The organism is Halovivax gelatinilyticus (assembly GCF_024300625.1).
Taxonomy (GTDB): Archaea; Halobacteriota; Halobacteria; order Halobacteriales; family Natrialbaceae; genus Halovivax; species Halovivax gelatinilyticus.
This window is the reverse complement of sequence record NZ_CP101322.1, coordinates 409,624-435,114: the sequence shown is the minus strand read 5'-3', so window position 1 is coordinate 435,114 and position 25,491 is coordinate 409,624. Positions and strand designations below refer to the sequence as shown.

The 25,491-nt window shown below is 61.2% G+C and carries 21 protein-coding genes; 5 read left to right on the top strand and 16 right to left on the bottom strand.

The features are described from left to right. Position 1: 1 nt before the first annotated feature. Together NKH31_RS02100 and NKH31_RS02095 are read left to right on the top strand one after the other, a co-directional pair. Positions 2 to 232: a DUF7557 family protein gene (locus tag NKH31_RS02100; RefSeq protein ID WP_254863490.1), complete on the top strand. Its 231-nt coding sequence runs from the start codon at positions 2 to 4 to the stop codon at positions 230 to 232. Beyond that, positions 229 to 621, top strand: coding sequence for a PIN domain-containing protein (locus NKH31_RS02095; protein WP_254863489.1), 393 nt, complete (start codon positions 229 to 231; stop codon positions 619 to 621). Before NKH31_RS02100 ends, NKH31_RS02095 begins: the two co-directional genes overlap by 4 nt. Before the next feature lie 204 nt (positions 622 to 825). On the opposite strand, the gene NKH31_RS02090 is transcribed toward NKH31_RS02095, so the two are convergent. The 5 genes from NKH31_RS02090 to NKH31_RS02070 form a co-directional block, all read right to left on the bottom strand. After that, entirely contained in the window at positions 826 to 1,203 is a 378-nt protein-coding gene (locus NKH31_RS02090) for a type II toxin-antitoxin system VapC family toxin (protein ID WP_254863488.1), read from the bottom strand. Then, positions 1,204 to 1,434, bottom strand: a complete 231-nt coding sequence (locus NKH31_RS02085; RefSeq protein WP_254863487.1) for an AbrB/MazE/SpoVT family DNA-binding domain-containing protein — start codon at positions 1,432 to 1,434, stop codon at positions 1,204 to 1,206. A gap of 253 nt (positions 1,435 to 1,687) precedes the next feature. Beyond that, complete coding sequence (locus tag NKH31_RS02080; protein ID WP_254863486.1) at positions 1,688 to 2,677, bottom strand: linear amide C-N hydrolase; 990 nt, start codon at positions 2,675 to 2,677, stop codon at positions 1,688 to 1,690. Between the two features lie 214 nt (positions 2,678 to 2,891). Next, entirely contained in the window at positions 2,892 to 3,122 is a 231-nt protein-coding gene (locus tag NKH31_RS02075) for a hypothetical protein (protein WP_254863485.1), read from the bottom strand. A 675-nt stretch (positions 3,123 to 3,797) separates the two neighbouring features. Next, the gene (locus NKH31_RS02070; protein WP_254863484.1) at positions 3,798 to 4,733 is read right to left on the bottom strand and encodes a helix-turn-helix transcriptional regulator; all 936 of its coding nucleotides are present in this window, start codon (positions 4,731 to 4,733) and stop codon (positions 3,798 to 3,800) included. A 149-nt stretch (positions 4,734 to 4,882) separates the two neighbouring features. Here NKH31_RS02070 and NKH31_RS02065 point away from each other — a divergent pair, with 149 nt between their 5' ends. Continuing rightward, positions 4,883 to 6,283 carry an FAD-binding oxidoreductase gene (locus tag NKH31_RS02065; protein ID WP_254863483.1) on the top strand — a complete coding sequence of 467 codons (1,401 nt, stop codon included), beginning with the start codon at positions 4,883 to 4,885 and terminating at the stop codon, positions 6,281 to 6,283. A gap of 176 nt (positions 6,284 to 6,459) precedes the next feature. Here the strand turns inward: NKH31_RS02065 and NKH31_RS02060 are convergent, their stop codons facing one another. The 3 genes from NKH31_RS02060 to NKH31_RS02050 form a co-directional block, all read right to left on the bottom strand. Next, positions 6,460 to 7,332: a DUF5694 domain-containing protein gene (locus NKH31_RS02060; protein ID WP_254863482.1), complete on the bottom strand. Its 873-nt coding sequence runs from the start codon at positions 7,330 to 7,332 to the stop codon at positions 6,460 to 6,462. A 117-nt stretch (positions 7,333 to 7,449) separates the two neighbouring features. Continuing rightward, positions 7,450 to 8,316 (bottom strand): bacteriorhodopsin, encoded by an 867-nt coding sequence (locus NKH31_RS02055; RefSeq protein ID WP_254863481.1) that lies wholly within the window; start codon positions 8,314 to 8,316, stop codon positions 7,450 to 7,452. Between the two features lie 206 nt (positions 8,317 to 8,522). Beyond that, the gene (locus NKH31_RS02050; RefSeq protein WP_254863480.1) at positions 8,523 to 9,923 is read right to left on the bottom strand and encodes a cryptochrome/photolyase family protein; all 1,401 of its coding nucleotides are present in this window, start codon (positions 9,921 to 9,923) and stop codon (positions 8,523 to 8,525) included. Positions 9,924 to 10,162: 239 nt separating this feature from the next. On the opposite strand from NKH31_RS02050, the gene NKH31_RS02045 reads away from it, so the two are divergent. Then, on the top strand, positions 10,163 to 10,498 hold the full coding sequence (locus NKH31_RS02045; RefSeq protein ID WP_254863479.1) for a DUF7969 family protein: 336 nt from the start codon (positions 10,163 to 10,165) through the stop codon (positions 10,496 to 10,498). A 93-nt stretch (positions 10,499 to 10,591) separates the two neighbouring features. Here the strand turns inward: NKH31_RS02045 and NKH31_RS02040 are convergent, their stop codons facing one another. Further along, positions 10,592 to 11,053: a pyridoxamine 5'-phosphate oxidase family protein gene (locus tag NKH31_RS02040; RefSeq protein WP_254863478.1), complete on the bottom strand. Its 462-nt coding sequence runs from the start codon at positions 11,051 to 11,053 to the stop codon at positions 10,592 to 10,594. 342 nt (positions 11,054 to 11,395) lie between these two features. Beyond that, positions 11,396 to 18,967: a GLUG motif-containing protein gene (locus tag NKH31_RS02035; RefSeq protein ID WP_254863477.1), complete on the bottom strand. Its 7,572-nt coding sequence runs from the start codon at positions 18,965 to 18,967 to the stop codon at positions 11,396 to 11,398. 336 nt (positions 18,968 to 19,303) lie between these two features. On the opposite strand from NKH31_RS02035, the gene NKH31_RS02030 reads away from it, so the two are divergent. Then, positions 19,304 to 20,077, top strand: a complete 774-nt coding sequence (locus tag NKH31_RS02030) for a helix-turn-helix transcriptional regulator (protein ID WP_254863476.1) — start codon at positions 19,304 to 19,306, stop codon at positions 20,075 to 20,077. A 200-nt stretch (positions 20,078 to 20,277) separates the two neighbouring features. Here the strand turns inward: NKH31_RS02030 and NKH31_RS02025 are convergent, their stop codons facing one another. The 6 genes from NKH31_RS02025 to NKH31_RS02000 form a co-directional block, all read right to left on the bottom strand. After that, entirely contained in the window at positions 20,278 to 21,171 is an 894-nt protein-coding gene (locus tag NKH31_RS02025) for an NAD-dependent epimerase/dehydratase family protein (protein ID WP_254863475.1), read from the bottom strand. Positions 21,172 to 21,278: 107 nt separating this feature from the next. Then, positions 21,279 to 21,740 (bottom strand): pyridoxamine 5'-phosphate oxidase family protein, encoded by a 462-nt coding sequence (locus NKH31_RS02020; RefSeq protein WP_254863474.1) that lies wholly within the window; start codon positions 21,738 to 21,740, stop codon positions 21,279 to 21,281. A 49-nt stretch (positions 21,741 to 21,789) separates the two neighbouring features. Then, the gene (gene heR / locus NKH31_RS02015) at positions 21,790 to 22,632 is read right to left on the bottom strand and encodes a heliorhodopsin HeR (RefSeq protein ID WP_254863473.1); all 843 of its coding nucleotides are present in this window, start codon (positions 22,630 to 22,632) and stop codon (positions 21,790 to 21,792) included. 179 nt (positions 22,633 to 22,811) lie between these two features. Beyond that, positions 22,812 to 23,531: an aspartate/glutamate racemase family protein gene (locus tag NKH31_RS02010; protein WP_254863472.1), complete on the bottom strand. Its 720-nt coding sequence runs from the start codon at positions 23,529 to 23,531 to the stop codon at positions 22,812 to 22,814. A gap of 66 nt (positions 23,532 to 23,597) precedes the next feature. Then, entirely contained in the window at positions 23,598 to 24,080 is a 483-nt protein-coding gene (locus tag NKH31_RS02005) for a bromodomain-containing protein (protein ID WP_254863471.1), read from the bottom strand. Between the two features lie 101 nt (positions 24,081 to 24,181). Further along, positions 24,182 to 25,369 (bottom strand): redox-regulated ATPase YchF, encoded by a 1,188-nt coding sequence (locus NKH31_RS02000; RefSeq protein ID WP_254863470.1) that lies wholly within the window; start codon positions 25,367 to 25,369, stop codon positions 24,182 to 24,184. Between the last annotated feature and the right edge of the window lie 122 nt (positions 25,370 to 25,491).

Genomic DNA, 25,491 nt, shown 5'->3' with positions numbered 1-25,491 from the left:
TATGAGTAAATCTGTTCGCATCTCCGAGGAATTACACGAGTACATCAAAGGGCACAAGAGCGAAAATGAAACCATGGAGGAGACGATTCGCCGGCTTATCGGCGGTCCTCATCCCGAGGAGGTGGCCGGAATTCTCTCGAGCGAAACCGCCGACACGATTCGGGATCGCCTCGATACGAAAAATGCTCTCGACGCGGACGCAAAACGCACGTTACGTGATCGGTTTGAATGATACTCGATACCTCTTTTCTGATCGATCTCTTCAGTGGCCGACAGACCGCTTTCGAGAAAGGGCTCGAACTGTCGGAAAATCAGATCATCCAGCGTGTTCCATCGCCGGTCATCATGGAGATTTCCTACGGCGCAGCGTTCGGTGACGAAGACGAACGAAGATCCGTTCAAAATGCACTTCGAATGTATCCGGTCGTCCACCAGAACGAATCGATCGCCCACCGCGCCGGACAGTTACTGGCTCAGGCGGACAAGCGTGCCGGAGGAGATAGTTGCATCGGCAAGGTTGATCCGATGATCGCGGCAGTCGCCGACCACTACGATGAACCGGTTCTCACCGCTAACACCCGGGATTTCGAGGCGCTGGGAGTTACGGTTGAAACGTATTGAGGTGCGGATAGACGCCGAACGGTGGCTGACGAACCATCGATAATTGGAATTGTGTACTATCGCTCCCTGTTCTATCTCCCTTGACGCGACACATCACCGATCTTTCGAACACGTTGGCGTTGTCCATCATCTCGCTCTCTTCCTCTCAGCGAACGCTCTCCTCACACAGAACACGCGGATACGTTCATCGCCGCCGCGCAGTTCTCACTTCTCCTCAGTGACCGATTTCAGGTCGAGACGGGACGTCACGTCCGCGTACGCCTCGTCGCTCGAGACGATGGTATCTCCGTTCGATTCGACGAGGTGCAGTGCGTCGAACGGCGTGAAGCCGTGGTCTTCGACGTACGTCGCCGCCGAAACGACGGTTTCCACGTCGCCGCGGATCTCGACGAGACTGGCGGCGTTCGACACGACGCGTTCGGTATCACGCCCCTCGCGGTAGGCGACCATCATGAGTTCGATGAGCGTAAACTGCGACGTCCACAACCTGTCGCGGTGGGCTCGATACACTGATTCGGCGGCGTTTCCGAGCCAGTCATCGTCTTTGATTAACGCCAGCAAGAAATCGGTTTCCGCGTACATCTATCGGCCGGCCTCGTCGAGCGCTGCGTCACGCGCCTCCTCACGAAGTTCTTCGACCGACGATTCGACGTCCGCGAATTCGTCCCTGAGCGCGCAGAGCGGGTCGTCGGCGATCGGAACCAGTTTAACTCCGTCCGGAAGCTGGACGACGTGATATTGCTCTCCGTATCGTTCTCTGACCTCCTTCGGGAGGGTGAGACGGCCGCGGTCGTCCAGCGAAACGTCCGACATGCCTCGGGCTACGGTGGGCGAGTGCAAAAATCTTCCCTGATATAGTGTAATGCCCACTTCGAGGTTGTTAGTGGGAATCTTCTACGTCTACGAACGGCTCGTCAGTGAATGTACGACGGTGGCGTTTTCGGCGACGCGGAGCCGTTCGGAACGCTCTACGGATGGCCTTGCCGTCGAACGAAACGAAGCGATCGCACACTGCTCGGTCTGTGAGCACGGCCGAGTCTCCGAACGCGGTGACGGGGTTGTTCCGTCAGCTCGCTGCTGGCCGAACGCCGAGAAACTCGAACGGCTCGGTCTCGACGAGATCGTCGGCGACATCGCCGGCGAAGACGGTCGCCTGATTCTCGCCGAGCGACAGCGTTTGCGTGCCGTTCTCGAAGTCGACGCCGTCGAGATCCAGCCAGAAGACGTTCGGCGAGAGCGCCGACTCGAAGTAGTAGCGTCGGTCCCGGTGGTCGGCGACCGTGCGCCAGCGCGTCGAGGAGATGTGCGGTTCGTCCGGCGTCGTGATCCCGTAGGGTACCGAGACGTTCCGGATCGCACCGAAGACGCTCGCCGTCGCGGCTCGTCGATCCGACGTCTGCGGGAGCGCGTCGACGTAGAAACTCGCGCGAGCGAATCGGTCGGCCGGACGATTCGTTCCCGGCAACATGACGGTGCCGCCGATTTCTTCCCAGTACTCGGCGAGCGCGAGTTGCCGCTCGAACGGCGGGGAGTTCGTCATCACCTGGTAGGTCCGGTCGTGGTAGATTTGCAACTCGCCGTCGACGTATTCGAAGACGGCGCTGTCGCCCGTCGCGTCGGAGACCGACAGGTGAAGCGTGGCGAACCGGCCTTCGTCGGGGATCTCGTCGGACACGACGACGAACTCCTCGTTTCGGTGGTGTTCGACCGTTTCGGCGACCGTCGCGAAGTTGTCGAGCACGTACTGCGCCCACAGCGAGATCGACAGTCCGGGCGCGTCGCCGTCCCAGTCCGGGTAGTCGGATTCGGTGAGCCAGAGCACGTTCGCGACCAGTCCCGCCTCGTTCATCCCGTCGGTCGTCGCGATGTCGTAGGCGGAGGCGGTCACACTGCCGTACTCGGCGGTCCACTCGAGCGAGGACGGACCCACCCGTCCCGTTCGATCCGCTCCGCGGGGGAATACCCAGAGATTGCTTCCGATTTCGGCGTGCCAGTCCATCGACCGGCCGGTGAGCACGATGTCGTCGGGCCCGAGATACACCAGTCGCGTACACATCTACGGGCTCCCTCCGGTCTCTGCGTCGTCGGTCGTCGGTGGCCGGACCATGGCCGCCGTACCCCGACCAGGCCCATAAGCGCCGTTCGGTCCGCGCTGATACGTCTCGGGGTGGCGCGTCGCGGCTTACTCGTACGGACGGGGTTCTCTGCACTCGTCGTGTTGATCGGGGTTCCCGGTCGAAACAGCGGCGTCGAACCCCCTTTCGATTAGGTCACCGTCGCGCGTTTGCCTTCCACTGCGCGGAAAACGCGGACAGGTTCATCGCCGCCGCGCAGTTCTCACAGCAGTAGCGAACCGACGTCGCGTATTTGTCCGTCAGCGTGGCAGACGGTTCGACCTCGATTCGGAAGAGGAACTCGGGTGCGATGGTGCGGTCACACCGGTAGCACTCGCGGATCCGACCCGCGTCGTCAGTAGCGTCCGATGGGGACGTGGCTGTCATCTGTGCACACCCCGGTGTCGAGATAGAAATTCAGTCGAACTCGGCTTCCGATCCTCGAAATCAAAACCCGGCGACGGGGAGCGATTCGACTCTCTGTACCGCGGACGTACGAGACCTTTTTGTCTCGGAGGTGTGTACGCAATCATGGCAACTGAAAACCTCGCTGGTTTTTGGAAGCCACGTCTCGGGTGTGTCCGCACCCGGGGCATTTCGTACCCCACGGGAGTACGTGGCTTCCGTGCTGATAGTTGACGTGATGGGTGATATAGTTAATGGTTAGATTGTGAAACTATGTCTGGTTCTTGTGGCGACGAACAACCGTGGTGGTAAGCTACAGCCCAGACGGAACGCCGAAAGGTCTTAGGCGAGACCTTCCTACGTCAACCCGGCCGATGACGATCTACTCGGGCCGAACCGGTCTCGGCAACCGGTGATGACGAGCCCTATGAGTGCCGAGGCCAGCTTTCTATCCACAGGCGATGGTGCAAAAGTCTTCACAGGCCCTCTACTGCCAGATCCCGGTTCATGATCTCTCCCGTTGCTTTTCAGGAACCAGAACGGAATCTTCGCCAATGAGCGGTTCATTGATCAGCTCGGCTCAAACTAAAATCCGCCGAGTTAGGCCTTGAGACGTATGTTCCACCGCCGCCTATCCACAGTCGGGTCAGACGAACGTCAACCTATATTTTCTAAACGCGTCTCACGAGTTATACGCTTGCTTTCATCGAGTGGTTCCGAGTCCGCCCTGATTGAGGCGTACACCCGGTCGGCCCACTCGCACGCGATCGAGTCGTCCGTATCGACGAACACCTGCATGAGTCCAGTAGCTTCGTCGTAGCCCCCGATCCCGACGCACTCGTCGAAGATAGCGAGACCGTACGGCAGATCATCACGGTTACGGAGGGCGAGGTGTCCGCGATCGATCGCCTCGCGGGCGCGCTCGGGGTAGGTCTCGAAGAGTTTCTCGAAAATGTGAGGGTGGTAGACGATTTCCGTGTCGGTTTCCTCGAAGATCTGGTCGTGGAATCCACCGAGAACGAGCGGAGCCATATGGGTCGTGTTGAATCCACGGAACGTTTCCGACTCACTGAGCAGTGAGATGAACCGCTCGACCGGTTGGTAGGGATCGTCCGGCTCCGCGAGCGTAACGTGTGCGTCCACGAACGGTTCGAGGACGAACTCCTGGTGGTCCTCACAGATGATGTCCAGAAGTGGCGCGAGCCGGTGGACGGTGCGAACGTTCGCCTCGAAGCGGAGCACCTCGTCGGCGACTGCTTCACCCCGCCCGGTCAACTGGAATCGACTGTCGACCTTCTCAACGAAGCCCTGCTCGTCGAGCCATTGTGTGAAGCGGTGACTCGTCGCCCGAGAGACATCGAGTCGGTCTTCGATCTCCCGACGGTCGAGAGGTTCCGTACGGAGTGCCTCCAGAACTGGCCTGTGTCGCACGATATCGCCGAGCATATCTGTTTCGACACGATTGTCCGCAGCGTCGAGTCGCTGTCCGAGGTACTGCTGGTTTCGTGCGTTCTCGAGCAGGACTGCCAGGATCGGTGAGCCAGGCGGTGGACGTCCGTCATCTGTCGTTTGTTCGTCTTCGTGGAACTCCATGGTACCTACTGTCTTGAGAAAGGATAGCATAGATTGTAACTCTGTCGCGTTCGCGAAACGAGAGGCATCTCACAACCTGAAACTGCGCGTATCACCCTGAATCTGTTTTAGTGAATGAGGCTAACAGCTCTACAGCTGTTCGGATATATATGGCCCACTCGACCATCGACGATGAACGCATCGAACAGTTTCAAACCGATGTACACGGGGACGTGATTCGTCCCGGTGATGCCGAGTACGACGATGCCCGTACCGTCTGGAACGGGATGATCGATAAATATCCGACGCTGATCGTCCGGTGTCGAGGCACGGCGGATGTTATCCGTGCAGTCGAATTCGCCCGCGAGAACGACCTCCGCGTGGCAGTCCGTGGAGGGGGTCACAACGTCGCTGGCACGGCCGTCTGCGACGATGGGCTCGTGATCGATCTTTCAGAGATGAGAGACGTCTGGGTAGATCCTGACGAACGAACGGCGTGGGTACAGGGCGGCGCGACGTGGGCCGATGTCGACCACGAAACCCAGGCGTTCGGCCTGGCGACGCCCGGCGGCGTCGTCTCGAAGACCGGCGTCGCGGGGCTCACCCTCGGTGGTGGGATTGGTCACCTGCGGTGTGCGTACGGCCTGAGCTGTGACAACCTCCGCTCGGTTGATATCGTTACCGCGGACGGGCGGCACCTGACGGCCAGTGCCGACGAGAACGAGGTGTTGTTCTGGGGGCTTTGTGGCGGCGGAGGCGGCCTCGGAGTCGTGACGGGCTTCGAGTTCGAACTCCACCCCGTGGGTCCAGAGGTGGCGACCTGTTTCGTGCTGTATCCGGAAGAGCGAGTGGCCGAGTACTTGCGGGCATACCGCGAATATGTCTTAGAGGCGCCCGACGGGGTTACAACGCTCTCCTCTACCGGCGTGATGCCTGACGAGGGGCTGTTCCCGGTCGATATGGTGGACGATCTCAAAGTCGGCTTTCTGGGGTGTTACGCGGGATCTCCGGAGGACGGCGAGGAGGCGCTCGCACCGTTACGAGAACTCGGCGAACCGATCGCCGACTTCAGCGGAACCATGCCCTACGCGGAGTTCCAGAGAATACTCGACGATGATTACCCGGACGGGATGCGATACTACTGGAAATCGCTTTATCTCGATGGATTCACAGAGTCCGCCATCGACCGGATTCGTTACTGGGCGGGGACCGCACCGTCGCCGCTCTCGACCGTCGACGTCTGGGAGCTCGGTGGCGCGATTACGGATGTCGACTTCGACGAGAGTGCGTTCGCCGGCAGGCACGCGCCGTTCCTCCTCGGGATCGAGGCGAACTGGAAGGATTCTGCGAATGACGATATCAACGTCGAGTGGGTGCGGGATTGTATCGCCGACATGCGGCAGTTCTCCGACGGCTCGTTCTACCTGAACTTCCCGGGCTTCTTCGAGGGCGGCGAGGCCGCGATGGAAACCACGTTCGGGCCGGCATACGAACGGTTGATCGCGTTGAAAGACGAGTACGATCCGGAGGGCCTCTTCGATCTGAATCGGGGAGCCAATTCCACCGTTTGAGCGTGGCCGGAATCGCTCGGTTCCTGCTCGTCGTTACCACTATGGATTGACTCCGAAATGTGAGTGCCGAGGCCACCGATTGATCAGTTTAATGATCGTCTCGCTGAGAGACGAACCGAGGGTCAAACCTGTTCTGTGGATTCCGGCCCCAGTTCGATCTACTCGAGATTCGACGGCTAGTCCTCGGTTTCCAGCACGTCGAGGGCACTTCGTGGTCGAAACATCGGTGTTTCGGAGAGCAGGTGCCAAAGCGAGCGAACGTGTCCGTTCCCGATGAGCAGTAATATGCGATCCGTTTCGTCGGTTGCGGCCCGCCAGAGATTTTCCACGATTCGAAGGTTGCGTTCGTACCACGCGGCGAGCATGCGTGACCCGACGTACCGTCGCTCGGAACCTGCAACCAAACTCGAGAACATCATCTCGTGGTTGACTCGGAGTTGGGCGTCTCGATTTAGAAACCGCAGATGGTCGATGATACTCGATTCGTGAAGGTGTTGCGCCATGGTACGTTGGACCGTCTGCGGATCGGGCAATCCGATATCGAGCTTCGACTGTGCTCGTTCTTGCATGGTCGGAATGTCGATCCCTTCACGTTCTAGTTCATCATCGTCGAAATCGGCCGTCAGTCTCATCGGATAATCGACGGCGTGGACGCGTTCGTGATCGAGTCGATCAGCGAGTCGGAACCCGATCTGGACCACTTCGCTGCGACACTCGCTTACGGGACTGTCGCGGCCCGGGTGAACGGCGTCGATCTCCGTTTCTTCGTCGTACGCAAGTTCACCTGTCCGATACTTCTCGTAGAGGTCGGTTAGGTCGTCCTGTCGCTCCCGGGGACGCTCAACGGCGACTACCTCCGGTTGCGAGGGTTCGAGACGATCGACGAGGTTCGACAGCTCGCGCTGGCGACTGGGAACGAGTACGTCGTCAGCTTCGATATTGATCGTGTCCAGACCCGGGTTGTCCATGTGATAGGTTCCGAGCAGTAAGACCTCGATGCGGCTGTCAGTTGCCTCCTCAGGGCGAGCTGTTGGTCCTTCAGATTCCATACCTGTCGTCGCTGGCCGAGTGACATAGTCTGTGGGAAATCAACCCCGAATCTGGGTCACATTCGTGATGTCAGGGTTCGACCGAACCCATTTTCCGAGACGGATTACATCGAGACTTCAGTCATCCGCCGGTGAAATTCCGGGCGTACTCGTCCCCCAATCGGTGCCGCCCACGATCGCGCTCGGCTCGTTCGTCACGTAGAACATGATCAACATCGTCACGACGTACTTCGTGATCACGTCGAGGATGCTGTACCCCCAGGAGGTGTACGCGACGTCGAGGATCGCGAATCCCTCCACTCCGAGCGCCCACAGGATCGGATAGCCGAACCAGCCGACGACCGTGAGAATTTTGAGCGTGTTGAAGATGGAAGCGGAGCCCGTCACCTCGGCCTCGGCCGACCACTCGACGAGGATGATGTAGACGATCACCAGGAAAAACGTCGAACTCAACACGAACCACCACCAGCGCATGTAGAGGGTGGAAGTCGTCAGTGCGGCCGCGAGTCCGGTGATACACATGGCGATGGTGAAGGCGACCGACGTCAGAATCTTCGTCCAGTTCGAACCGGCGATCATCCCGAGGGCGATCAGGATGAACGGGGTCGAGAACGTCCACGTGAGATACCGTCCCCACATGATCAGTACGCCGTCTTCACCGGCCGTCGTCTGCCCCGCGGCCGGATGAGTGGACGGCATCTCGATGACACTCAACGTCAGACCCGACGCGAGCCCGGTATAACTGGATATCGACACGATTGAGATGAGCATAACCGACACGGCGATCAGTTTCGCTCGGGGATCGGTCAGGGAACGACCGAGATAGACGATCGCGAGGATTGTCGCTCCGGCCAGCGCGATGTTCACCACGAACGATAGCGAGAGGAGCGTATCGTCGTGAACGTATTCGAAGAGTTCCGCCTGCGACGCACCCTGAAACACCGGGTGTTGGGCCGAAGACGGCGTCGGTATCGATTGGAGCATCGTGGAAACACGCTCGACAGCATCGCTAAAATAAGGAGTCGGCGATATCGTCATCGCAATTTTCACTTTCCGAATCGACGACAGAGTAGTGAATCGATTACACGATCGAAATTCGATCTGTTAGAGACCAGTGTCCAACTGTCGTGTCATCGACGGCGATTCGAACGCGACGGTTCGTCGACGATTGTCGTGTCTCTGCTGAACGCTTACTCGTCGCCGCGGGCGGCTTCGAACAGTTCGATCGCTTCCTCGCGGCGCTGGGCGTGATCGACGATCGGAGCCGGGTACGATGGTGCGACAGCGGCTCGGTCGTCGGAATCGAGTTCGTCCCACTCGAGAATCGCGTCCGTCGGCGCGTCCCGTAGCTCCGGGACGTGCGTTCGAACGTACTCTGCGTCCGGATCGAACCGCTGGACCTGCGTCATCGGATTGAATATCCTGAAGTACGGTTGCGCGTCGGCGCCGGTGCCCGCCGCCCACTGCCACCCGCCGACGTCGTTCGCGGTCTCGTGATCGACCAACTTCTCGCGGAACCAGGCGTAGCCCTCCCGCCAGTCGATCAGGAGGTCTTTCGTCAGGAATGAGGCGACGATCATTCGGACGCGGTTGTGCACGAGCGCCTCCGTCCGGAGCTGGCGCATCCCCGCGTCGACGATCGGATATCCGGTTACGCCGTTTTTCCACGCGTCGAGTCCGTCCGGATCGTCCCGCCAGTCGATCGGACGCTCGTACGATCGGAACGGGGCGGTGACGGTACCTGGGTTCGCGGCGAGGACGTGTGCGTAGAAGTCGCGCCAGGCGAGCTGGGATTCGAACGTTTCGCAGGAGTCGCCGGCCTCGGCGTCCGGCACGTCGGCCTTCGCGTTCTCGACCGATTCGCGTACCTTCCTGATGCCGATCGTCCCCCACTTGAGGTGCGGAGAGAGCCCCGACGTGGCGTTCGCTGCCGGCGCGTCGCGACGGTCTGCGTACCGGTAGATCGGCCCATCGCAGAAGTCGGCGAGGCGGTTCCGGGCCGCGCTCATCCCGGCTTCGGGTACGTCGGCTTCGGGCGCTTCGAACCCGAGTTCGTCGCGGGTCGGGAACGGATCGCCGGAAACGTCGGCCAATCGTTCACGGTCGGGTGTCGAATAGATCGACGGCGGCTCTCGGTCGCGCCACTTGTCCCAGAAATACGAGAAGACCGAGTAGTGATCGCCGGCTTGCGTCGTTATCGATCCCGGATCGTAGACGAGCGCGTCTTCGAAGGACTCCGTCTCGATCCCCGCTTCGGCGAGCGCGCGGCGGACGCGCTCGTCTCGCTCCCGCGCGAGTCCCGAGTAATCGCTGTTGAACACGACTGCCGTTGCGCCGCGCTCGTCGGCGATTCTGGGAAGTTCGGTGGCCGGGTCGCCGACGGCGGTTACGAGATCGCTGTCGCGCTCGCGGTACCACGCTCGCAGTTCAGCGAGCGCGTCCAACATGAAGGCCACTCTGGGTGCCGAGGCGTGCGTCAACACGTCGGGATCGAAGACGAAGGCTGGGACGACCGTGTCCGTCGATGCTGCGGCGGAGAGCGCCCGATTATCGGTTGCGCGAAGGTCTCGCCGGTGCCAGTGGACGATCATCGTGACGGGTGCGGGTCGTCGGTATCGAACCGACCGCCGGCGCGTTGTACACCGCCGGTCGACGCGGTTTTACGGGTCATTACTGTCAGCGTCTCTCGACGGCTGGCGTATAATAAGGGCGGTGCGTCTTCGAACGCGTTGTCTCGATCGGCGAACGGGGAAACCCTGTGAATCTGGGCGGTGGCGAGCCGTAGAAATCGGGCGAACCCGCTTTGGTGGTTCGAACCCTAGGTGACTGTATGACCGTCCCCGTTCGCTACTACTGCCCGCGCTGTGAGGCGATCGTCTCCCTCGATCGGTCGGCCTCGCTGGCCGACAAGTCCGTGACGCCGTATCCCCTCGAGGGATGGACCTACGCCGACGTCGGCGGCGACTACGACGCGGCCGACGGCATCCGCATCGTCTGCGGGGGCGGCGAAACCGACGACGAGGGCTGTGGCGAGCCGTTCTACCTGAACTTCGTCCGATACGAAGACGGGCGAGCGGTCGAACCGAAACCGGCGACCGAGCGCGTCGACCTTGCACCCGACGGCCCGCGATGGCCTCACACGCCCGACGGGCCCGGATTGAACTGACCGTTCGGCGCGATGGCCCCAAATCTGGCCCCGAATCGTCCGGGATGCACCGAATGAATACCCGTTCCTCGCTGTCAACGCGGCCCGCCCCACTCACCCGTCGTCGGTCGAGACGTCGCTCATCCGGTCGGAGAAGTCCCAGCTGTAGATCACGTCCGGCTCGATCCGAATGCGGACTTCCTCGCGATCGGCGCTGAGTAACGTGTCGGCGAGGGCGGAGTCGGACCCGCCGAGGTAGCGATCGACGAGGTCGCGCAGGGTCTCCGTTCCGCCGTCGGCGGAGACCGTGGCGGTCCCGTTGCCCCTGACTCCGCGGTAGGGTATCCGGTTCGTCGAGATATCGAACGCGACCGACGACTCTCGCCCGAGAAAGCCGACCACGTCCGCGTTCGCCTGCGTCGCACACTCCAGTCCGCCGTCGCGATGTCGGTACCACAGGGTGACGACCCAGAGCGTTCCGTCGGGTCTGTGCGTTGCGAGGCGGACCGGGACAGTCGTCTCCGCCAGAAACGCGTCGACGTCGTCTTCGCTCCAGACACCGCGAAACTCGGTCATACACTGTCGACACCGTCGATCGGGAAAATGGTACCCGGTACTGTCAAGGTCGGACCGATGTGTCAGCGACCGGGTTGGACGGTGCGTTCGGCCAACGGTGACGCGGCTGCAAACGCCAAACTGTTGTCGGTGATACCCCACAACCCAACAGATGACGTCGGCCCGGATGGAACCGATCTCAGTAACCGGCGATGGCGGGTCCTGTGGGTATCGAGGCTTCGCCCTCTCCTCACTATCGGTCATCGATGGGTTCGTCCTTCGAGACCACTGGCCTCACGGGCCCTTCGCAGACTGAGTCTACCAAACCTGATAGGTCGCCAATTCCCGGCGCCGCCTTCGTCTTCAGGATGGTCTGTTTCGGACCACGAGACGACCGAACCCAACCGCCAGGCAACCCAGCGCGAGCAGCGCGGTGAGCGGTCCAAAGCCGGGAACGGCATCATCTCCGTCGCTCGTCCCGTCAGGATCGTCGACGACGAGCTCGCCTTCGAGGCTCGTTGCGAGTTCCCCGTCGTCCGAGAGCGAGACGGCGACCTCGTACGTTCCTTCCTCCTCGGGAGCTGTGAGCCTGATCTCTGCGGTGTCAGTTTCATCACTGGCGACGTCCACGGTGTCGGCGCCAGCCAATTCGTCCTCGAGGAAGAACTCGACCGAGACCGTTCCGTCTTCGGCGATATTTTCGAGCGTAACGGATAGATCGACTTCACCGCCGGGTTCGACGGGATCCGGTGTGGCCGATACGTCGCCGAGAACCCACTTCGGTCCGCTCGCTATGACTAGGGTTCCAGCTGCTTCGTCGTCACCGGCGCTGACGATGTACTCGAATTCGCCGTACTCCATTGCGGTGTGTAGCGGTACGCCGACGTCGACTTCCTCTCCAGCTGAGACACCGACGCGTTCGGTCCTCGTGTGATTCTCCACCTGTAACTCGACGTCCGCCTCGCCATCTCCATCACCCTCGTTAGCGAGGGTCACGAGTACCTCTCTGTGGGCTCCGGGGGCGGCCGTCGTCTCCACGGGGTCGATACCGGAGATGGTGAACTCGGGCTTCGGTGGGGCGACGACGACTACTTCGCCCGCGACTACGTCACCTACTGCAACGTCGTACGCTCCTTCGTCCTCGAAGGGAACGATGACCGTAATCGCCTTTTCTGATCCGCCACCGATCGTCACGGTTTCTGTCGCAACTGTCTCACCATCGGCGCTAACCTCGATAGTCTCCGTTCCCGTTCCCTGCCCGTCGTTTTCGACGGTCGCGTTGATCGCGACCGATTCCTCCGCGTAGATCTGAGTTGAACCCAACGTCGCTTCGATAACGGATATGTCAGAACGAGAGGGTGGTGACTGTGGAATGTCGACCGCTACCGTCTCGGTATCGGTGCGGTTAGCACTCGAAACGGCGACATCGTGCTCTCCGGCGTCACCCGGTCCAGTCTCCCAGGTGAGCGTCACCGACTCGATGCGCTCGCCGCTGTCGAGGGAGACGGCCGTGTCGTCTATTTCGACTGGTTCGGAATCCGCTGCACGCGCGAGGGTGACGGTCTGCTCGCCGTCTGCGCCCCAGTTCGTGACGGCTACCGTCACCTCCAGGGTGTCACCCTGGTCGATTGGCGAGTTCGTCAGGGTGACGTTCACTCCGAAGAAGGGATCGGAGTCTTCCCATGCGAACACGGGGTACGAGTCCGTGGCGTGCCAGGTGCCGTCATCGTCTGGGAACGCGAAGCCGTCCATGTACTCGGTGGCGTTCGCGCCGGTCATCTCGGCCGTCGAAAGCGCCGTGGCGCCGTCCGAGTCGTCCTGGCCGGTCGTTTCGACGTCCCAGTACGATGCTGTGACGTCGCCGCCGTTAGTGCCGACGAGACCGCCGACCGCATCGTCGCCCGTCACGTTTCCGGCCGCATACGACTGGCTGATAATCGCCCCTTCACCCGTGTTGTGACCGACGAGACCGCCGACGGTGTCGTCTCCGGAGACGTCTCCGACAGCGTAGGTGGTGGTCACCTCGCCAGCGTTTTCGCCGACGAGACCGCCGACGCCGTCCTCGCCAGCGACAGTCACGTTGGTGGAGGACGAGCTGACTGTCCCCTCCAGTGAGCCGACGAGTCCACCGACGGTCGACTCGCCGCTGACGGTCGCATTCTCGAGGTGAACGTCGTCGATGGTTGCCGAGTCGCTCGTCGAAGCGAAGAGACCGACACGGTCCTCGTCGTCACGGTCGATAACGAAGTCCGAAATGGTCGATCCGTTCCCGTCGAAGATACCCCCGAACGGCTCACCGGCGTCACCGATCGGCTCGAACCCGTCGCCGCCGTTGGCGTCCTCGCTGGCCACGTCGCTGTAGCCCGCGGTGTGCTCGTTCAGTTCGTTCGTGACCGTGAAATTGGCGTCGAGATTCTCGCGAACGTTGTCGAGATGGTACCAGTCCTCGACGATGTAGGGATCGTCTGCGGAGCCGTCGCCGCCAGCGTATCGGGTCCGCAGTCCGGGCGCGGGATCCTGGGTAGCGTTTTGCAGGAGCGGGTAGGAGACCACGTTGCCGTCTTCGGGGTCGTCGACGACTCCCCAGGTGTCAGCGAAATCGAGGTCCGTGTTGTCCTGGGCGTTCGCGCCGGTCATCTCGATGGTGGTGAGGGTGGTTACGTTGGCCGCACCGGGAGCATCCCCACCGATGCCCTGGCCGTGTTGCTCCTCGCCATCTTCGATGACGGTCGCCGCCTCGTCGTCCCAGTAGGAATCGATAACGCCGTCAGACTCCCCATTGACTCCGAGGAGGCCGCCCGCTCTTGGATCGTCCCCAAACCTGCCGGGGCCGGTCGCGGTCACATTCCCAGTGGCATAGGAGTTCTCGACAATGCCCCAGTTGGTCCCGACCAGTCCGCCAGTAGTATCTTCGCCTGTGACGTCACTGGTAGCGTAGGAGTCCTCGATGATACTGTCTTCGACGTCCGCGGTGACCGGGTCGTCAATTTCTCCGAAGTTGTAGCCGACGAGGCCGCCCACAGTTTGGCGGCCGGTGACGTCGCCGGTGGCGTACGAGTCCGTAATCTCGGACTCCACTGCCGTCCCTGCGAGACCACCCACGTTCAAGAAGCCACCAGTGATATCTACGTCGACCAGTCCGACGCTCTCGATGGTCGCACCCTGGGTACCGTTAAACAGACCGACACCAGCGAAGGCATCCTCGCGGTCGATGACCAGTGCACGGATTTCGTACCCCTGACCGTCGAAGGTTCCCGAGAACCCGTCACCCGCACATCCGTCCTCCCATGGGTCGAACCCGCAGTCGCTAATTGGCTCCCAGCCCTTCTCTGGGTCGCCAACCAGGTCGTCGTAGCCGTCAGTTTCCTCGTCGAGATTCGCACCAAGTTCGAACTCCTTCTCAAGATGGAGCCGGATGTTGTCGAGGTGGTTCCAGTCCTCGATGACGAATGGATCGGCCGCAGAGCCGTCACCCTCGGCAAACCCGCCGACGGTCACGGTCATCTCGTCTTCGACGCCGTCCGTGGCACTGACCGTCACGTCGACAGTCGCGTCGATTGCACCCGAGAACGTTACGCCATCGAAGGTGGCGACGCCATCTGAATCCGTCGTTTCCGTGTCACTCACGGAGAGGCCGTCGACCGTGACATCGTCGCTGCCGTCGTCGATTTCGTCGATGGAGAGTTCCGCGCCTTCGACCGGGTCACCGGTTTCGTCCTCGGCAGTGACGGTTACTGGCACCGTCTCGCCGATCGCCACCGTCGGTATCTCTTCGTCGTCGATGATCGCGGTTACCGACGCGATACCTGTCTTGATCGTCACGTTCTCGTTGTCAGCGTCGTTCTCGCTCGCCACCGTCACGTCGCCGGTGCCAACGTCGGAACCCTCTGTTTCCCAAGCCAGCGTCACCTCCACTGTGTCGCCACTTTCGAGCGTGGCGGTTTTACTGTCCTGCACGTCGTCCTCAAAGTCGAGTAGTTCAACGGTCTGCTCTCCGTCTGCCCCCACGTTGGTTACATCGGCCGTCACCTCCAGAGTGTCACCCTGGTCGATTGGCGAGTTCGTCTCGCTAATTTGGACACCAAAGAGTGGGTCGGTGTCTTCCAAAGCGAATACGGGGTACGAGTCCGTGGCGTGCCAGATGCCCTCATCGTCTGGAAATGCGAAGCCCTCCATGTACTCGGTGGCATTCGCGCCGGTCATTTCGGCTGTTGAAAGTGGCGTACCGCCGTCTGAGTCGTCCTGCCCAGTCGTCTCCGTGTCCCAGTACGAATCCTCTACATCGCCGGTGTTTATGGCGATGAGCCCGCGACAGGTCTGAATGCACTCGACACTGCCGATGGCGTACGATTCATTCACCTCGCCATCATTGTAGCCGACGAGTCCTCCGACAAAAGTAGAGCCGTTAACACTGGCAGTGGCATACGACTCACTCACATCTTCGTAGTTCTGGCCGACGAGCCCGCCCACAGACTCATCGCCGTCTATATCGCCGGTGGCGTACGAGTGAGTGAGCTTTCCTAGGTTTATGCCGACCAGGCCGCCAACCTTCTCGTCAGATCCGGAGACGTCCACTTTCGCTGACGATTCGAGGATTGTACCCTGGTTATCTCCTACGAGACCACCGACGTTCGACTCGCCGGTGACGGTCGCATTCTCGAGGTGAACGTCGTCGATGATTGCCGAGTCGCTCGTCGAACCGAAGAGTCCAACGTCCGCCTCGTCACCCCGGTCGATTTGCAGGTCCGAAATCGTCGCGCTGTCCCCGTCGAAGGTGCCCTCGAAGTCGTCGATTGGCTCGAAGCCGTCGCCATCGTTCGCGCTCGCTGCAGCCACGTCGTCGTAGCCATCAGTCTCCGAATCGAGGTCGTTCGCCAGCGTGAAGGTACTGTTTGGTGTCCATCGAACGTTGTCCAGGTGGCCCCAATCTTCGATGACGAACGGATCGTCAGCACTGCCGGTACCAGCAGCGAAGGCCTGCTCACCGAAGGCGCCGATTGTCCCGTCCTCCGTGACGTTGCCAGTGACGACCTGTTCGGCAGTATCTACACCGGAGTCGTCGATCTCTTCCCACTCGCCGCTGTCCAGTCGCCAGAGCGAGAGCGTCTCGGGGTCGATCGTGTCTCCTGTCGTGAGCCGCGTTTCGTCGTAGTCGAGTTCGAGCTTCTCGAAGGTGAACTCGTCTGAGGTATTCTCGACCTCGAAGTAGTAGTCAGTTGATTCGACATCGTCGGGGCTCGCAGCGTTCGGTGGGTCATCGACGCCAACGAGACGCAGTCCCGCACCAGTGAACGTCACCGTCGTCTCGCCCGCCGGGGTCGTGAGCTGCTGGTTCTCCACGAACTGCGCAACGTGGGTGAGCTCCAGGTCAGTACCCGGGTCAGTACTCCGGTCAGTATCTAATTTTGTCCCGGTGTTGTGTTGCATCTCGACGGTTTGATCGCCGATGATGGCGATTCCTGCGCGTTCGGGGTTTAAAATTTCCGCCTTGGTGAGCGAGTTGTTCGTCACCGACCAGTCCTCACCAGTACCGGAAACTCGTATTGCGTGGCCATTTTGAGTATCGCTGTGATGAAACGAACCAGCGATGGAATTATTGTCGACAGTATTCGACTCACCGAGAATATCGATGCCAACGCGTGCATGCCCGTAGATTTCGTTATCTGTGACGACTGTCTCTTCGCTGTCAACGTAGATGAGGTCCTCGCCATGTTCACCCAACGTAATTTCCTCACTACCCGTGATCACCGTCTCGGAAAGTATGTTCCCTGAAGACTCCTCAATTTTAATCCCCCTCCAACGCTCGCTCCCTTCAATGACAGAGACGTTAACAGCGTTGCCCAGAATACGATTATCAGCACTTGACTCTTCGAGGAACATGGCGACCTGTGCGTTGGCTGTGAGGTTGTTTGCCTCGAGTGTGCTGTCTGCGGTTCCCGAGAGGTAGATACCCGCATCTTCGACATCATGCGACAGTTCGTCCTCGTCATCCTCACCGTTGTCGACGACCTCGTTACCCGAAATAACCAGTTCCTCGGAGTCAACGACGTACATCCCGCTTTCGTCATTTTCCCTGAGCGTGTTGTTCTCGACGGCCGTGTCTGTAGCCTCAGCGAGGTGGATGCCCCTGGTGGCACCCGCCGTTACCGTATTGTTGGCAATGGTGGAGTCCTGAACGTCCTCGAATACGAGCCCGTCCTCGTCGCTCCCTTCGACGGTGTTGTGTCCGACGGTCGCGTCCGTAAGCTCCGCCATCTCGATGCCGACGTCCAATCCGCTGAGCGTGACGTTCGTGATGGTGACGTTGGTTTGGTCATTCACGACGATGCCCGTGCCGCTGCCGGAGATCGTGTGATCGTTGCCGTCGAGGGAGACGTCATCAGCCTCGATTTCGATGCACTCCCCGCTCGCTTCTATGTCGTCGGTCAGTTCGTAGGCCCCCGCAGTATCGATGGTCTGGCACTGTGGAATCACCTCACCAGCGCCGACAGACACTGCCCGGGTGTCCGTGTGGTTCTCACTCGCAACCGTCACGTCGTCGAGACCACCCTCGTCCTCATCGGTCTCCCACTCGAGTGTTAAATCGGTTGACTCACCACTCTCGAGGGTTACCTCCTCGCTGTCCACCTCGTCGCCGTCGAAGTCTCGCAGTTCGATGGATTGTGCGCCGCCGTCTGGGCCCAAGTTGGTGACGGTGGCGTCCACCTCGAGTGTCTCACCCTCCTCGATGGCCGAGTTCGTGCTGGTGATCTCCACGCCGTAAACGGGGTCGGTGTCCTCCCAGGCGAGGACAGGGTAGTCGTCCTCGACGGCGTGCCAGCGATCATCACCGTCTGGGAATCCGAAGCCGTTCATGTGCTCGGTGGCGTTCGCGCCGGTCATCTCGTCGGTGAAAAGTCCGCCCTCGTCGCTGTCGAAGGACTCGGTCACCCCGGTCGTTTCGGTGTCCCAGTAGGAGTTCTCGATGTTGATACCGGTCGAACCAACCCCGACGAGACCGCCGACATCGTCTCCATCCCCGTCGACTTCTCCGACCGCGTACGTTCGCTCGATGTCACTATTTCCGCCGTAGCCGATGACACCACCAACCGTGTCGTTCCCGCGGACGGTCGCCGTGGAGTACGAATCAAAGAAATCCCCTCTCCCGTCTCCGACTAGTCCACCGACGGAATCTGCATCCTCGTTTCCAATCGTTCCGTTCGCACTCGAGTTCGTAATCGAACTAGTATAACCAGGTGGACCGCCAAGTTGGCCAGCGATACCGCCGATTTCCTCGTTGTCCCCATCAACCGTTCCGTTCGTAAACGAACTCGAATCGATGCTGGCGCCTCTTTGGTGGTCGCCAACAATGCCGCCAACATGAGTGTTTACCCCATCTTGCTCAGAAAAGACTGTTCCCTCGACGGTTGCCCCAGTGATGGTACCTCCGTAATTCCATCCGATAACACCACCGGTCGTCCCTGAACCAGTTACATCGGTGCTCATGGAAACGTCCGAAACCGTTCCATAATTCTGGCCACTGAGACTGCCCACATCGTCGTCCCCTGTAACCGTCGCAGCCTCGAGTGTCAGGTTCGAAACCGTTCCCTCGGAGCCGATGACTTCGAACAGCCCCACGCGATCATCGCCACCGCGTTCGATGGTCAGATTGGCAATCGTCCGGTCGTTGCCGTCGAACGTACCGTTGAACGCGTCACCTTCTACCCTAAAGTCGATATCACCGTCTCCAATCGGCTCGAAGCCGTCGCCATCGTTCCAGTCTCCGGTCTCGTTCGCGTCGATGTCCTCGACGAGGGCGTAGTCATGCTCGAGTCCGTGCTCTTCGATACACTGTAACTGACTCAGGGTCTCGACCTCGTAATACCCGTCGCTGTCCTGTTCGAAGTCGACTCCATTACAGTCGGGTGGAACCGTATCGGCAGCGACACCTCCCATGACCACAAGCAATACAGTCGCAAAACTGATCACACAAATGAATACAGATCGGGCCATCTGGCCCGACATTCGGTGGTCTGATTGGTTCATGACCGCAAAAACCTTCACAGTATCTTTAATCTTACCAATGTTTGATTTGTGTTAAAAATTTCGCCCAGCCATTGCGTGAAACGCAATTTGTGGGCAGACCACCACGCCCTTTCTGCGAGGAGGCTCCTGCCAGATCTTTCGACGGGACCGAACACACCGTCGAGTACCAACAGGTGCGTTCGTTGGTCGGCTGTCTCCTCACCAACAGAGTAAAACGGTCCGTAGCCGACTGTTCAGGTACCAGGAATGAGTCACCACGCGCCGGAGAAACTCGCCGCCGAGGTCTGTACCCGTCGAGGACTCCTCGAGGCTATCTCGGAAACGCAACCCGTCCCAGCAACCGAACTCGAGCGCGCAGTCGATAGCTCCGTGTCGACGATCAACCGGGTCGTCAGTCAGTTCGAACGTGAGAACCTTCTCGAACGGACGGACGACGGTATCGTCATGACGAGGGCTGGAACGGTTCTGTTTTCGGAAACCGAGCGATTCATCGAGACCGTCGACACCGCGAGCGATCTGCAGCCGCTGCTGAGCGCACTCAGCGACGCACCAGTAGACTTCGACACCGACTGGATTTTCGAGTCGACCGTGACGCGGGCAACCCCGAACGATCCGTACGCACCGCTCTCGCGGTACAGCGAACTGTTCGTGGGGGCCGATGAAAAACGGCTCGTCGGTGACCGGTTCGTCGTCCCACAACAGGGTGTCGAGGCGGCGATGAGAGAAATCGGCGAGAGCGTTCACTGTACGTGCGTCTGGAGTCCCGATGCCGTCGACCGGATGGCCGAACAGTTTCCCGACATGATGGAGTGGTCTGCGAAGCGAGAGAATCTGACCGCACGCGTCGCCGAGACTGTCTCACTCGACCTCGCGCTGTTCGACGACCGCCTCCTCGCGTACGGATTCGACCAGACTGGTATCATCTCCATTCTCGTCGACACCGACACCACAGCAGCCGTCGAGTGGGGCGATGCAGTCTTCGAAACTCTGTTCGAAGAGGGCGAGATGGTTCCGATCTGAGCCTGTCGTCGACGGTGAGTGCTGACGCGGTGGTAACGAGTTCGAGAATCGGAGTGTCCCGACGCCTCGTGTCGCCACCCGCGACACAAACCCGGCGTGTAACCGCTCACCGCACTCCGCTCGGACCGTAAAAACGAGCACACGGCCCGTCCAGACGAGCACGAGACCACCTATCGTTCGAGTAACCCGATCGTCGTGTCTCAGTGTTCACCCGACAGCGGCCGGTCGACGTCGGCCGTCTCCGCCCCGCGCCAGGAGTGTTCCGGCGCCCACCCCAGTTCGGATCGGGCGGCTGTCGTCGAAAACGCCGACTCATCCCCGGTAAGCGAACACTCCTCTGGCAGGCGACCCCATGCTGCGTCGATGGCGTCGGCCGTCGGGACGTCGACGTAGTTGTCCGACGCGGTCGCGAGAAAGCGCTCGTGGCCCGTTCGATCGGTCTCGATCACTCGGCGGATCAGCGTCGCCACGTCGCGGACGTCGACGTAGGACCAGAGGCTTCCCGACGGTGCTGGATCGTCGAGATCGAACGTCTCCCTGACGGCTCGCGTTTGGTAGGCGCCCGGAATTTGGACCCACGACGGCTGAACGCTCGTTACGGCAGTACCGTACCGACGGCTGGTCCGTTCGGCGATCGTTTCGCCGACGACCTTCGAGAGCCCGTAGCCGTCCAGGGGTCGTTGTGGGTGTGTCTCGTCGATCGGGAGGTGGGCTAGCGGTCGGGCCTCGTCGCCGAACGTCACGCCGTAGGTCGCCTCGCTCGAGGTCCAGACGACGTCGGCGCCGACTTCGCCGGCCGCCGTGAGGACGTTGTACGTACTCGAGACGTTCGTCAGGAAGGTTTCCGTCTCCCCCCGGTGGCCGGCCCCGGGAACGGCGGCGAGGTGGACGACGACGTCCGGATCGACGTGGGCGGTGATCTCCCACGCCGGCCCCTGTTCGGTCAGGTCCGCGGCGAGGTACTCGACGGTTTCGTAGGGGTTGTGGGTCGGCTCCGAGAGGTCGACGCCGACGATTTCGTACGACCCCGCCAGATCGTCTATCGTCCAGCGACCGATCCCGCCGAGTGCTCCGGTGACGAGCAGCGTCTCCATGGGTATGCACGAGCGGTCGGCTACTTCACGTCACCGGATGCGGCATCTGCGCGCGCGACGCCGATACCGGGATCAACTCCGCCGAGAGTCGGAGGCACTCGACGAACTTACGTGTCGTCGGTCGAGACGTCTCGCATTCGGTCGGAAAAGTCCCAGCTGTAGATCACGTCAGGCTCGATTCGAATGCGGACTTCCTCGCGATCGGCGCTGAGTAACGTGTCGGCGAGGGCGGAGTCGGACCCGCCGAGGTAGCGATCGACGAGGTCGCGCAGGGTCTCCGTTCCGCCGTCGTCGGAGATCGTGGCGGTCCCGTTGCCCCTGATTCCGCGGTAGGGGATTCGGTTCGTCGAGATATCGAACGCGACCGACGACTCTCGCCTGAGAAAGCCGACCACGTCTGCGTCCGCCTGCGTCGCACACTCCAGTCCGCCGTCGCGATGCCGGTACCACAGGGTGACGAGCCAGAGCGTTCCGTCGGGTCGGTGGGTCCCGAGGCGGATCGGGACCGTCGTCTCTTCCAGAAAGGCCCAAACGTCGTCTTCGCTCCAGCGCCCGCGAAACTCGGTCATAACCCGTCCGTCACCGTGCAGTGAGAAAATGGTAGCAGTCGGCTTTCGATCAGATGGGCGAGGTGAGCGTCCCGGCGTAGACCTGCCAGGCGAGGGCCGACTTCGCCACGAGACTGAGGAGGATGTACACTTTCTCGCCGAAGAGATAGCGACGCCAGCGCCAGGTCTCGCGATATTGGAGGATCATATTCACGGCGAAGAGGTTGAAGAAGACGAAGATCGAGACGTAGATGTAGAGGACGAAATCGGGCACTTCTCCCTCGCTAGCGACGATGGAGCCGACGAGTGCGACCGCGATGACGATCCACGGAATCGCGCCGGCGACGACGCCGACGTTGTAGGCCGTCCAGTCGGTCTCGGTCGTCGTCTGGTTGTGTCGTTCCATCACGAGGCCACAGAGGTTCATCACCGCGACGAGTCCGAAGAGGGCGACGAGCGTCCCGAGGTCCCAGATCCCGGCGAGCATGGCGATGACGACGATCATCAGCGAGGCGCTGACCGCGTACTCGTACCACCGATAGGGATTCATCCCGCTGGCCAGGTAGCGGACGTACTGCTCGTAGCGAACGGTGGCGATGATCGCGTGAGCCAGCGCCGAGATGAACAGGAAACCGGCGACGAGCAGCGGGAGTTCGACGTCGATCCACTGGACGGTCGCGGGCGAGAGGGTCTCGGTCGCGACATCGAAATCGTAGCGCGTGCGCGTGATCGGCCACTCGACGGGTTCGGCGAGCAGTACCATCGCGACGCCCTGGACGAAGTGTAACACGGCCATTACGACGTTCCACCGACGAAGCCGCCGATATCGCGGAGCGTCTCGAAGCGGCGACGACGGACCGGTTTCCGGTGGTACGTCCGTCGCGTCGGCGGCCGGTGCGTTCTGTGGTGCCATTGTGAACGACGACCGTACCACAGCTATCGGTGAATAGTGCAGGGTCGAAATCGCGTCGGTCGCGTCCTCGACGACCGGTCAGCGCGGGTATCGATGAACACCGTTGGTGTCGTGGACTGTGATTCGTCCCCGGTAGGTCGTCCGTAGAACCGTCACGGTCGCCGATGCACCACCAACGCTCAGCTCTCGACGGCGCGGAGGCTCCGTTCGACGGCCCGCTCTACGTGTAGGGCCGTCGTATCGAACAGCGGCGTGTCGGGACACGCTGCCTGATCGACGAGCATCTCGATTTCGGTACAGCCGAGGACGATTCCCTCGGCACCTCGCCCCACGAGATCGTCGATAATCGCGAGGTATCGATCGCGAGAGGCGTCTCTCACGACGCCCTTCGTCAACTCCTCGAAGATGATCCGATCGACCGCCTCGCGGTCGGCGGGTTCGGGGACGACCGTCTCGACGCCCTGCGCTTCGAATCGATCGAGATAGAACGAGCCGTCCATTACGGGACGGGTTCCGAGCAGCCCGACAGTATCGATGCCGGCCGAATGAACCGCCTCGGCCGCGACGTCGACGATGTGGACGAACGGGATCGTCAGGGCCTCGACGATCCGTGGGGCGACGCGGTGCATCGTGTTCGTCGCCATCACGACGAAGTCCGCCCCGGCGCGTTCGAGATCGGCCGCGGCGTCGGCGAGTATCGCGCTCGCTTCGTCCCACCGTTCGGTCCGAATGCACCGCTCGATCGTCGCGAAGTTGACGCTCCGGATCACTACGTCTCCGGCGTGGTGGCCGCCGCGTACGTCGTTGATCTGTGCATCGATCGAACGATAGTACTCGCGAGTCGACTCGCTGCTCATCCCGCCGAGAATACCGATCGTCTCGCCGTCAGTTTCGGTCATCGGTGACTGGTGTCGGTCTGTATCGACCGTCTTCGACCGTGGCCGGCCGGCGGTCACGGCGTTCGCTCACCCGTGTTTTTCGCTGTACTGTTCGAGCGCCAGCTCGATCGCGGCCGGATCGTTCGATACCTTTCCGTCCGCGACGCGCATCAGGCCCTGCGGTGAATACGAGTCCGAGTATTCGAAGATGCGATTTACCGCCGACCGCGGAACCGAGACGGCTCGGAAATCAGAGAGCGTGTACAGCAGCGTCGACTCGCTGTCGTCCCAGACATTCGCACTCGCCCACCCCTCGTCGTCTTCGAACGTCGTTTCGACGCGACCGCTTCCGACGTACGAGTCACCCTCACAGAAGAGGACGACGTCTCCCGTCTGCATCTTCTCGAAGTTCGATCGGTTTCGCGTGCCGGGTGGGGTTCCCCAGAGACGCACGCGGTCGGTGCTGTTCAGTGCTTCCGGACGGTCTTCGATCGCGTCGAGGTCGATCGGTGTTCGGATGGAGTCCTCAAAATTCGGAGCGTCGACGGGTGCCAGAAACACGTTTGTCATGTGGATACCGCCCACTTGATGCTTTTTGGTAATAAATTACACGACGAGAGCTGGCGGTCCGTTGACCGATAACTGGTTAGTCAAGCGACTTCGATCACCGATCACTGGTTCGTCGAGACGACTTCGATCACCGATCGATGGTCGAGGACGGTGTCGGCCCCGACCTGGCGATCGGCGCGACAGTCGATCCCGTGGAGAAAGCCCTCGCCGATGTCGGTGTGGAGGTGAAAGGCGAAGTCCTCGGCGGTCGCGTCGGCGGGCAGGAGAAAGCAATCGCGAAACGGTCCCTTCGACCAGTTGCCCGAGGCCGATCCCGGAAAGACGGCCTTCAACTCGAGGACGTCGAAGATCGCCGCTTCGAGGACGTGCTGGACGCCGGTCCCGCTGAATTCGTCGAGAAATGCCCGGATCTGTTCGAGCCCGGCTTCCTGTTCTGCGGGAAGGTCGGAGACGATCTCGAATTCCGCGTCGCCCGGGGTGTACGCGACGGCGTCCTGTTCGGCCGCGTTTTTCAGCGCTTTCTCGGCGTGTGCCGAGACGGGGACGAACGCGAGGTGGTCGTAGTTCGGGTCTGCGGTGATCTCTGCCCAGTTTTCTCGGGCCGCATCGGTGTCCATCTTGTTCGCCGCGACGGTCATCGGTTTGGTTCGCTTGCGAATTTCGTGGGCGAGCGCCTCCCGCTCCGCGGCGTCCCACTCCAGCGGCGCAACCGGCAGGTCGAGTGACAGGACGGTCTGTTTGATCTCCGCTGGCGAGATGCCGAAGGCGGACAGCTGTTCGCCGAGGACCTCCTCGGGTTCGGTGTCGGCGAGGTACTGATCCTCGTAGCGTCTGACTCCCTTCTCTAATATTCCCAGGTACCAGGCGTCGAGTTCGTCCTCGAGGAAGTCGATGTCCTCGCGGGGGTCGTGGCCCGTCGTCGCCTCGCCCTCGGCGTCGGTCGTCCCGGAGAAGTCGACGACGTGGACGAGCACGTCCGTCTCGTTTAAGTCGGAGAGAAACTGATTGCCGAGGCCGCGACCCTCGTGTGCGCCGGGGACGAGCCCGGCGACGTCGACGAGCTTGACGGGGACGAAGCGCGTGCCGTCCTCGCAGACGCCGACGGACGGTTCACAGCGCTCGTCGAACTCCGGCGCCGCACACGGGGTTCTGACGTACGCCTCGCCGACGCTCGGGTCGATCGTCGTAAACGGGTAGGCGCCCTCGGGCACGTCGTTCATCGTCGCCGCGTTGAACAGGGTCGACTTGCCCACCGAGGGCTTGCCGACCAGGCCGATCCGATAACTCATTGCCGGGTTGAGGGCCCCGCCGCCTAAACGGGTTTTGACACGCGAGCGGCCGTGTGGGGTGGTTTCACGGGTCACGTCGAATCGACGGCGTTCACCTCGAGTCGACCCGAACCGATTTCTCG

Bases quoted from the DNA above. Each gene is read 5' to 3' on its own strand.
- heR (WP_254863473.1), bottom strand. From the start codon at position 22,632: ATGGCACCACAGAACGCACCGGCCGCCGACGCGACGGACGTACCACCG.
- NKH31_RS02045 (WP_254863479.1), top strand. From the start codon at position 10,163: ATGACCGTCCCCGTTCGCTACTACTGCCCGCGCTGTGAGGCGATCGTC.
- NKH31_RS02040 (WP_254863478.1), bottom strand. From the start codon at position 11,053: ATGACCGAGTTTCGCGGTGTCTGGAGCGAAGACGACGTCGACGCGTTT.
- NKH31_RS02030 (WP_254863476.1), top strand. From the start codon at position 19,304: ATGAGTCACCACGCGCCGGAGAAACTCGCCGCCGAGGTCTGTACCCGT.
- NKH31_RS02070 (WP_254863484.1), bottom strand. From the start codon at position 4,733: ATGGAGTTCCACGAAGACGAACAAACGACAGATGACGGACGTCCACCG.
- NKH31_RS02075 (WP_254863485.1), bottom strand. From the start codon at position 3,122: ATGACAGCCACGTCCCCATCGGACGCTACTGACGACGCGGGTCGGATC.
- NKH31_RS02085 (WP_254863487.1), bottom strand. From the start codon at position 1,434: ATGTCGGACGTTTCGCTGGACGACCGCGGCCGTCTCACCCTCCCGAAG.
- NKH31_RS02005 (WP_254863471.1), bottom strand. From the start codon at position 24,080: ATGACAAACGTGTTTCTGGCACCCGTCGACGCTCCGAATTTTGAGGAC.
- NKH31_RS02000 (WP_254863470.1), bottom strand. From the start codon at position 25,369: ATGAGTTATCGGATCGGCCTGGTCGGCAAGCCCTCGGTGGGCAAGTCG.
- NKH31_RS02025 (WP_254863475.1), bottom strand. From the start codon at position 21,171: ATGGAGACGCTGCTCGTCACCGGAGCACTCGGCGGGATCGGTCGCTGG.
- NKH31_RS02090 (WP_254863488.1), bottom strand. From the start codon at position 1,203: ATGTACGCGGAAACCGATTTCTTGCTGGCGTTAATCAAAGACGATGAC.
- NKH31_RS02055 (WP_254863481.1), bottom strand. From the start codon at position 8,316: ATGCTCCAATCGATACCGACGCCGTCTTCGGCCCAACACCCGGTGTTT.
- NKH31_RS02050 (WP_254863480.1), bottom strand. From the start codon at position 9,923: ATGATCGTCCACTGGCACCGGCGAGACCTTCGCGCAACCGATAATCGG.
- NKH31_RS02095 (WP_254863489.1), top strand. From the start codon at position 229: ATGATACTCGATACCTCTTTTCTGATCGATCTCTTCAGTGGCCGACAG.
- NKH31_RS02060 (WP_254863482.1), bottom strand. From the start codon at position 7,332: ATGGAATCTGAAGGACCAACAGCTCGCCCTGAGGAGGCAACTGACAGC.
- NKH31_RS02080 (WP_254863486.1), bottom strand. From the start codon at position 2,677: ATGTGTACGCGACTGGTGTATCTCGGGCCCGACGACATCGTGCTCACC.
- NKH31_RS02010 (WP_254863472.1), bottom strand. From the start codon at position 23,531: ATGACCGAAACTGACGGCGAGACGATCGGTATTCTCGGCGGGATGAGC.
- NKH31_RS02100 (WP_254863490.1), top strand. From the start codon at position 2: ATGAGTAAATCTGTTCGCATCTCCGAGGAATTACACGAGTACATCAAA.
- NKH31_RS02020 (WP_254863474.1), bottom strand. From the start codon at position 21,740: ATGACCGAGTTTCGCGGGCGCTGGAGCGAAGACGACGTTTGGGCCTTT.
- NKH31_RS02035 (WP_254863477.1), bottom strand. From the start codon at position 18,967: ATGGGAGGTGTCGCTGCCGATACGGTTCCACCCGACTGTAATGGAGTC.
- NKH31_RS02065 (WP_254863483.1), top strand. From the start codon at position 4,883: ATGGCCCACTCGACCATCGACGATGAACGCATCGAACAGTTTCAAACC.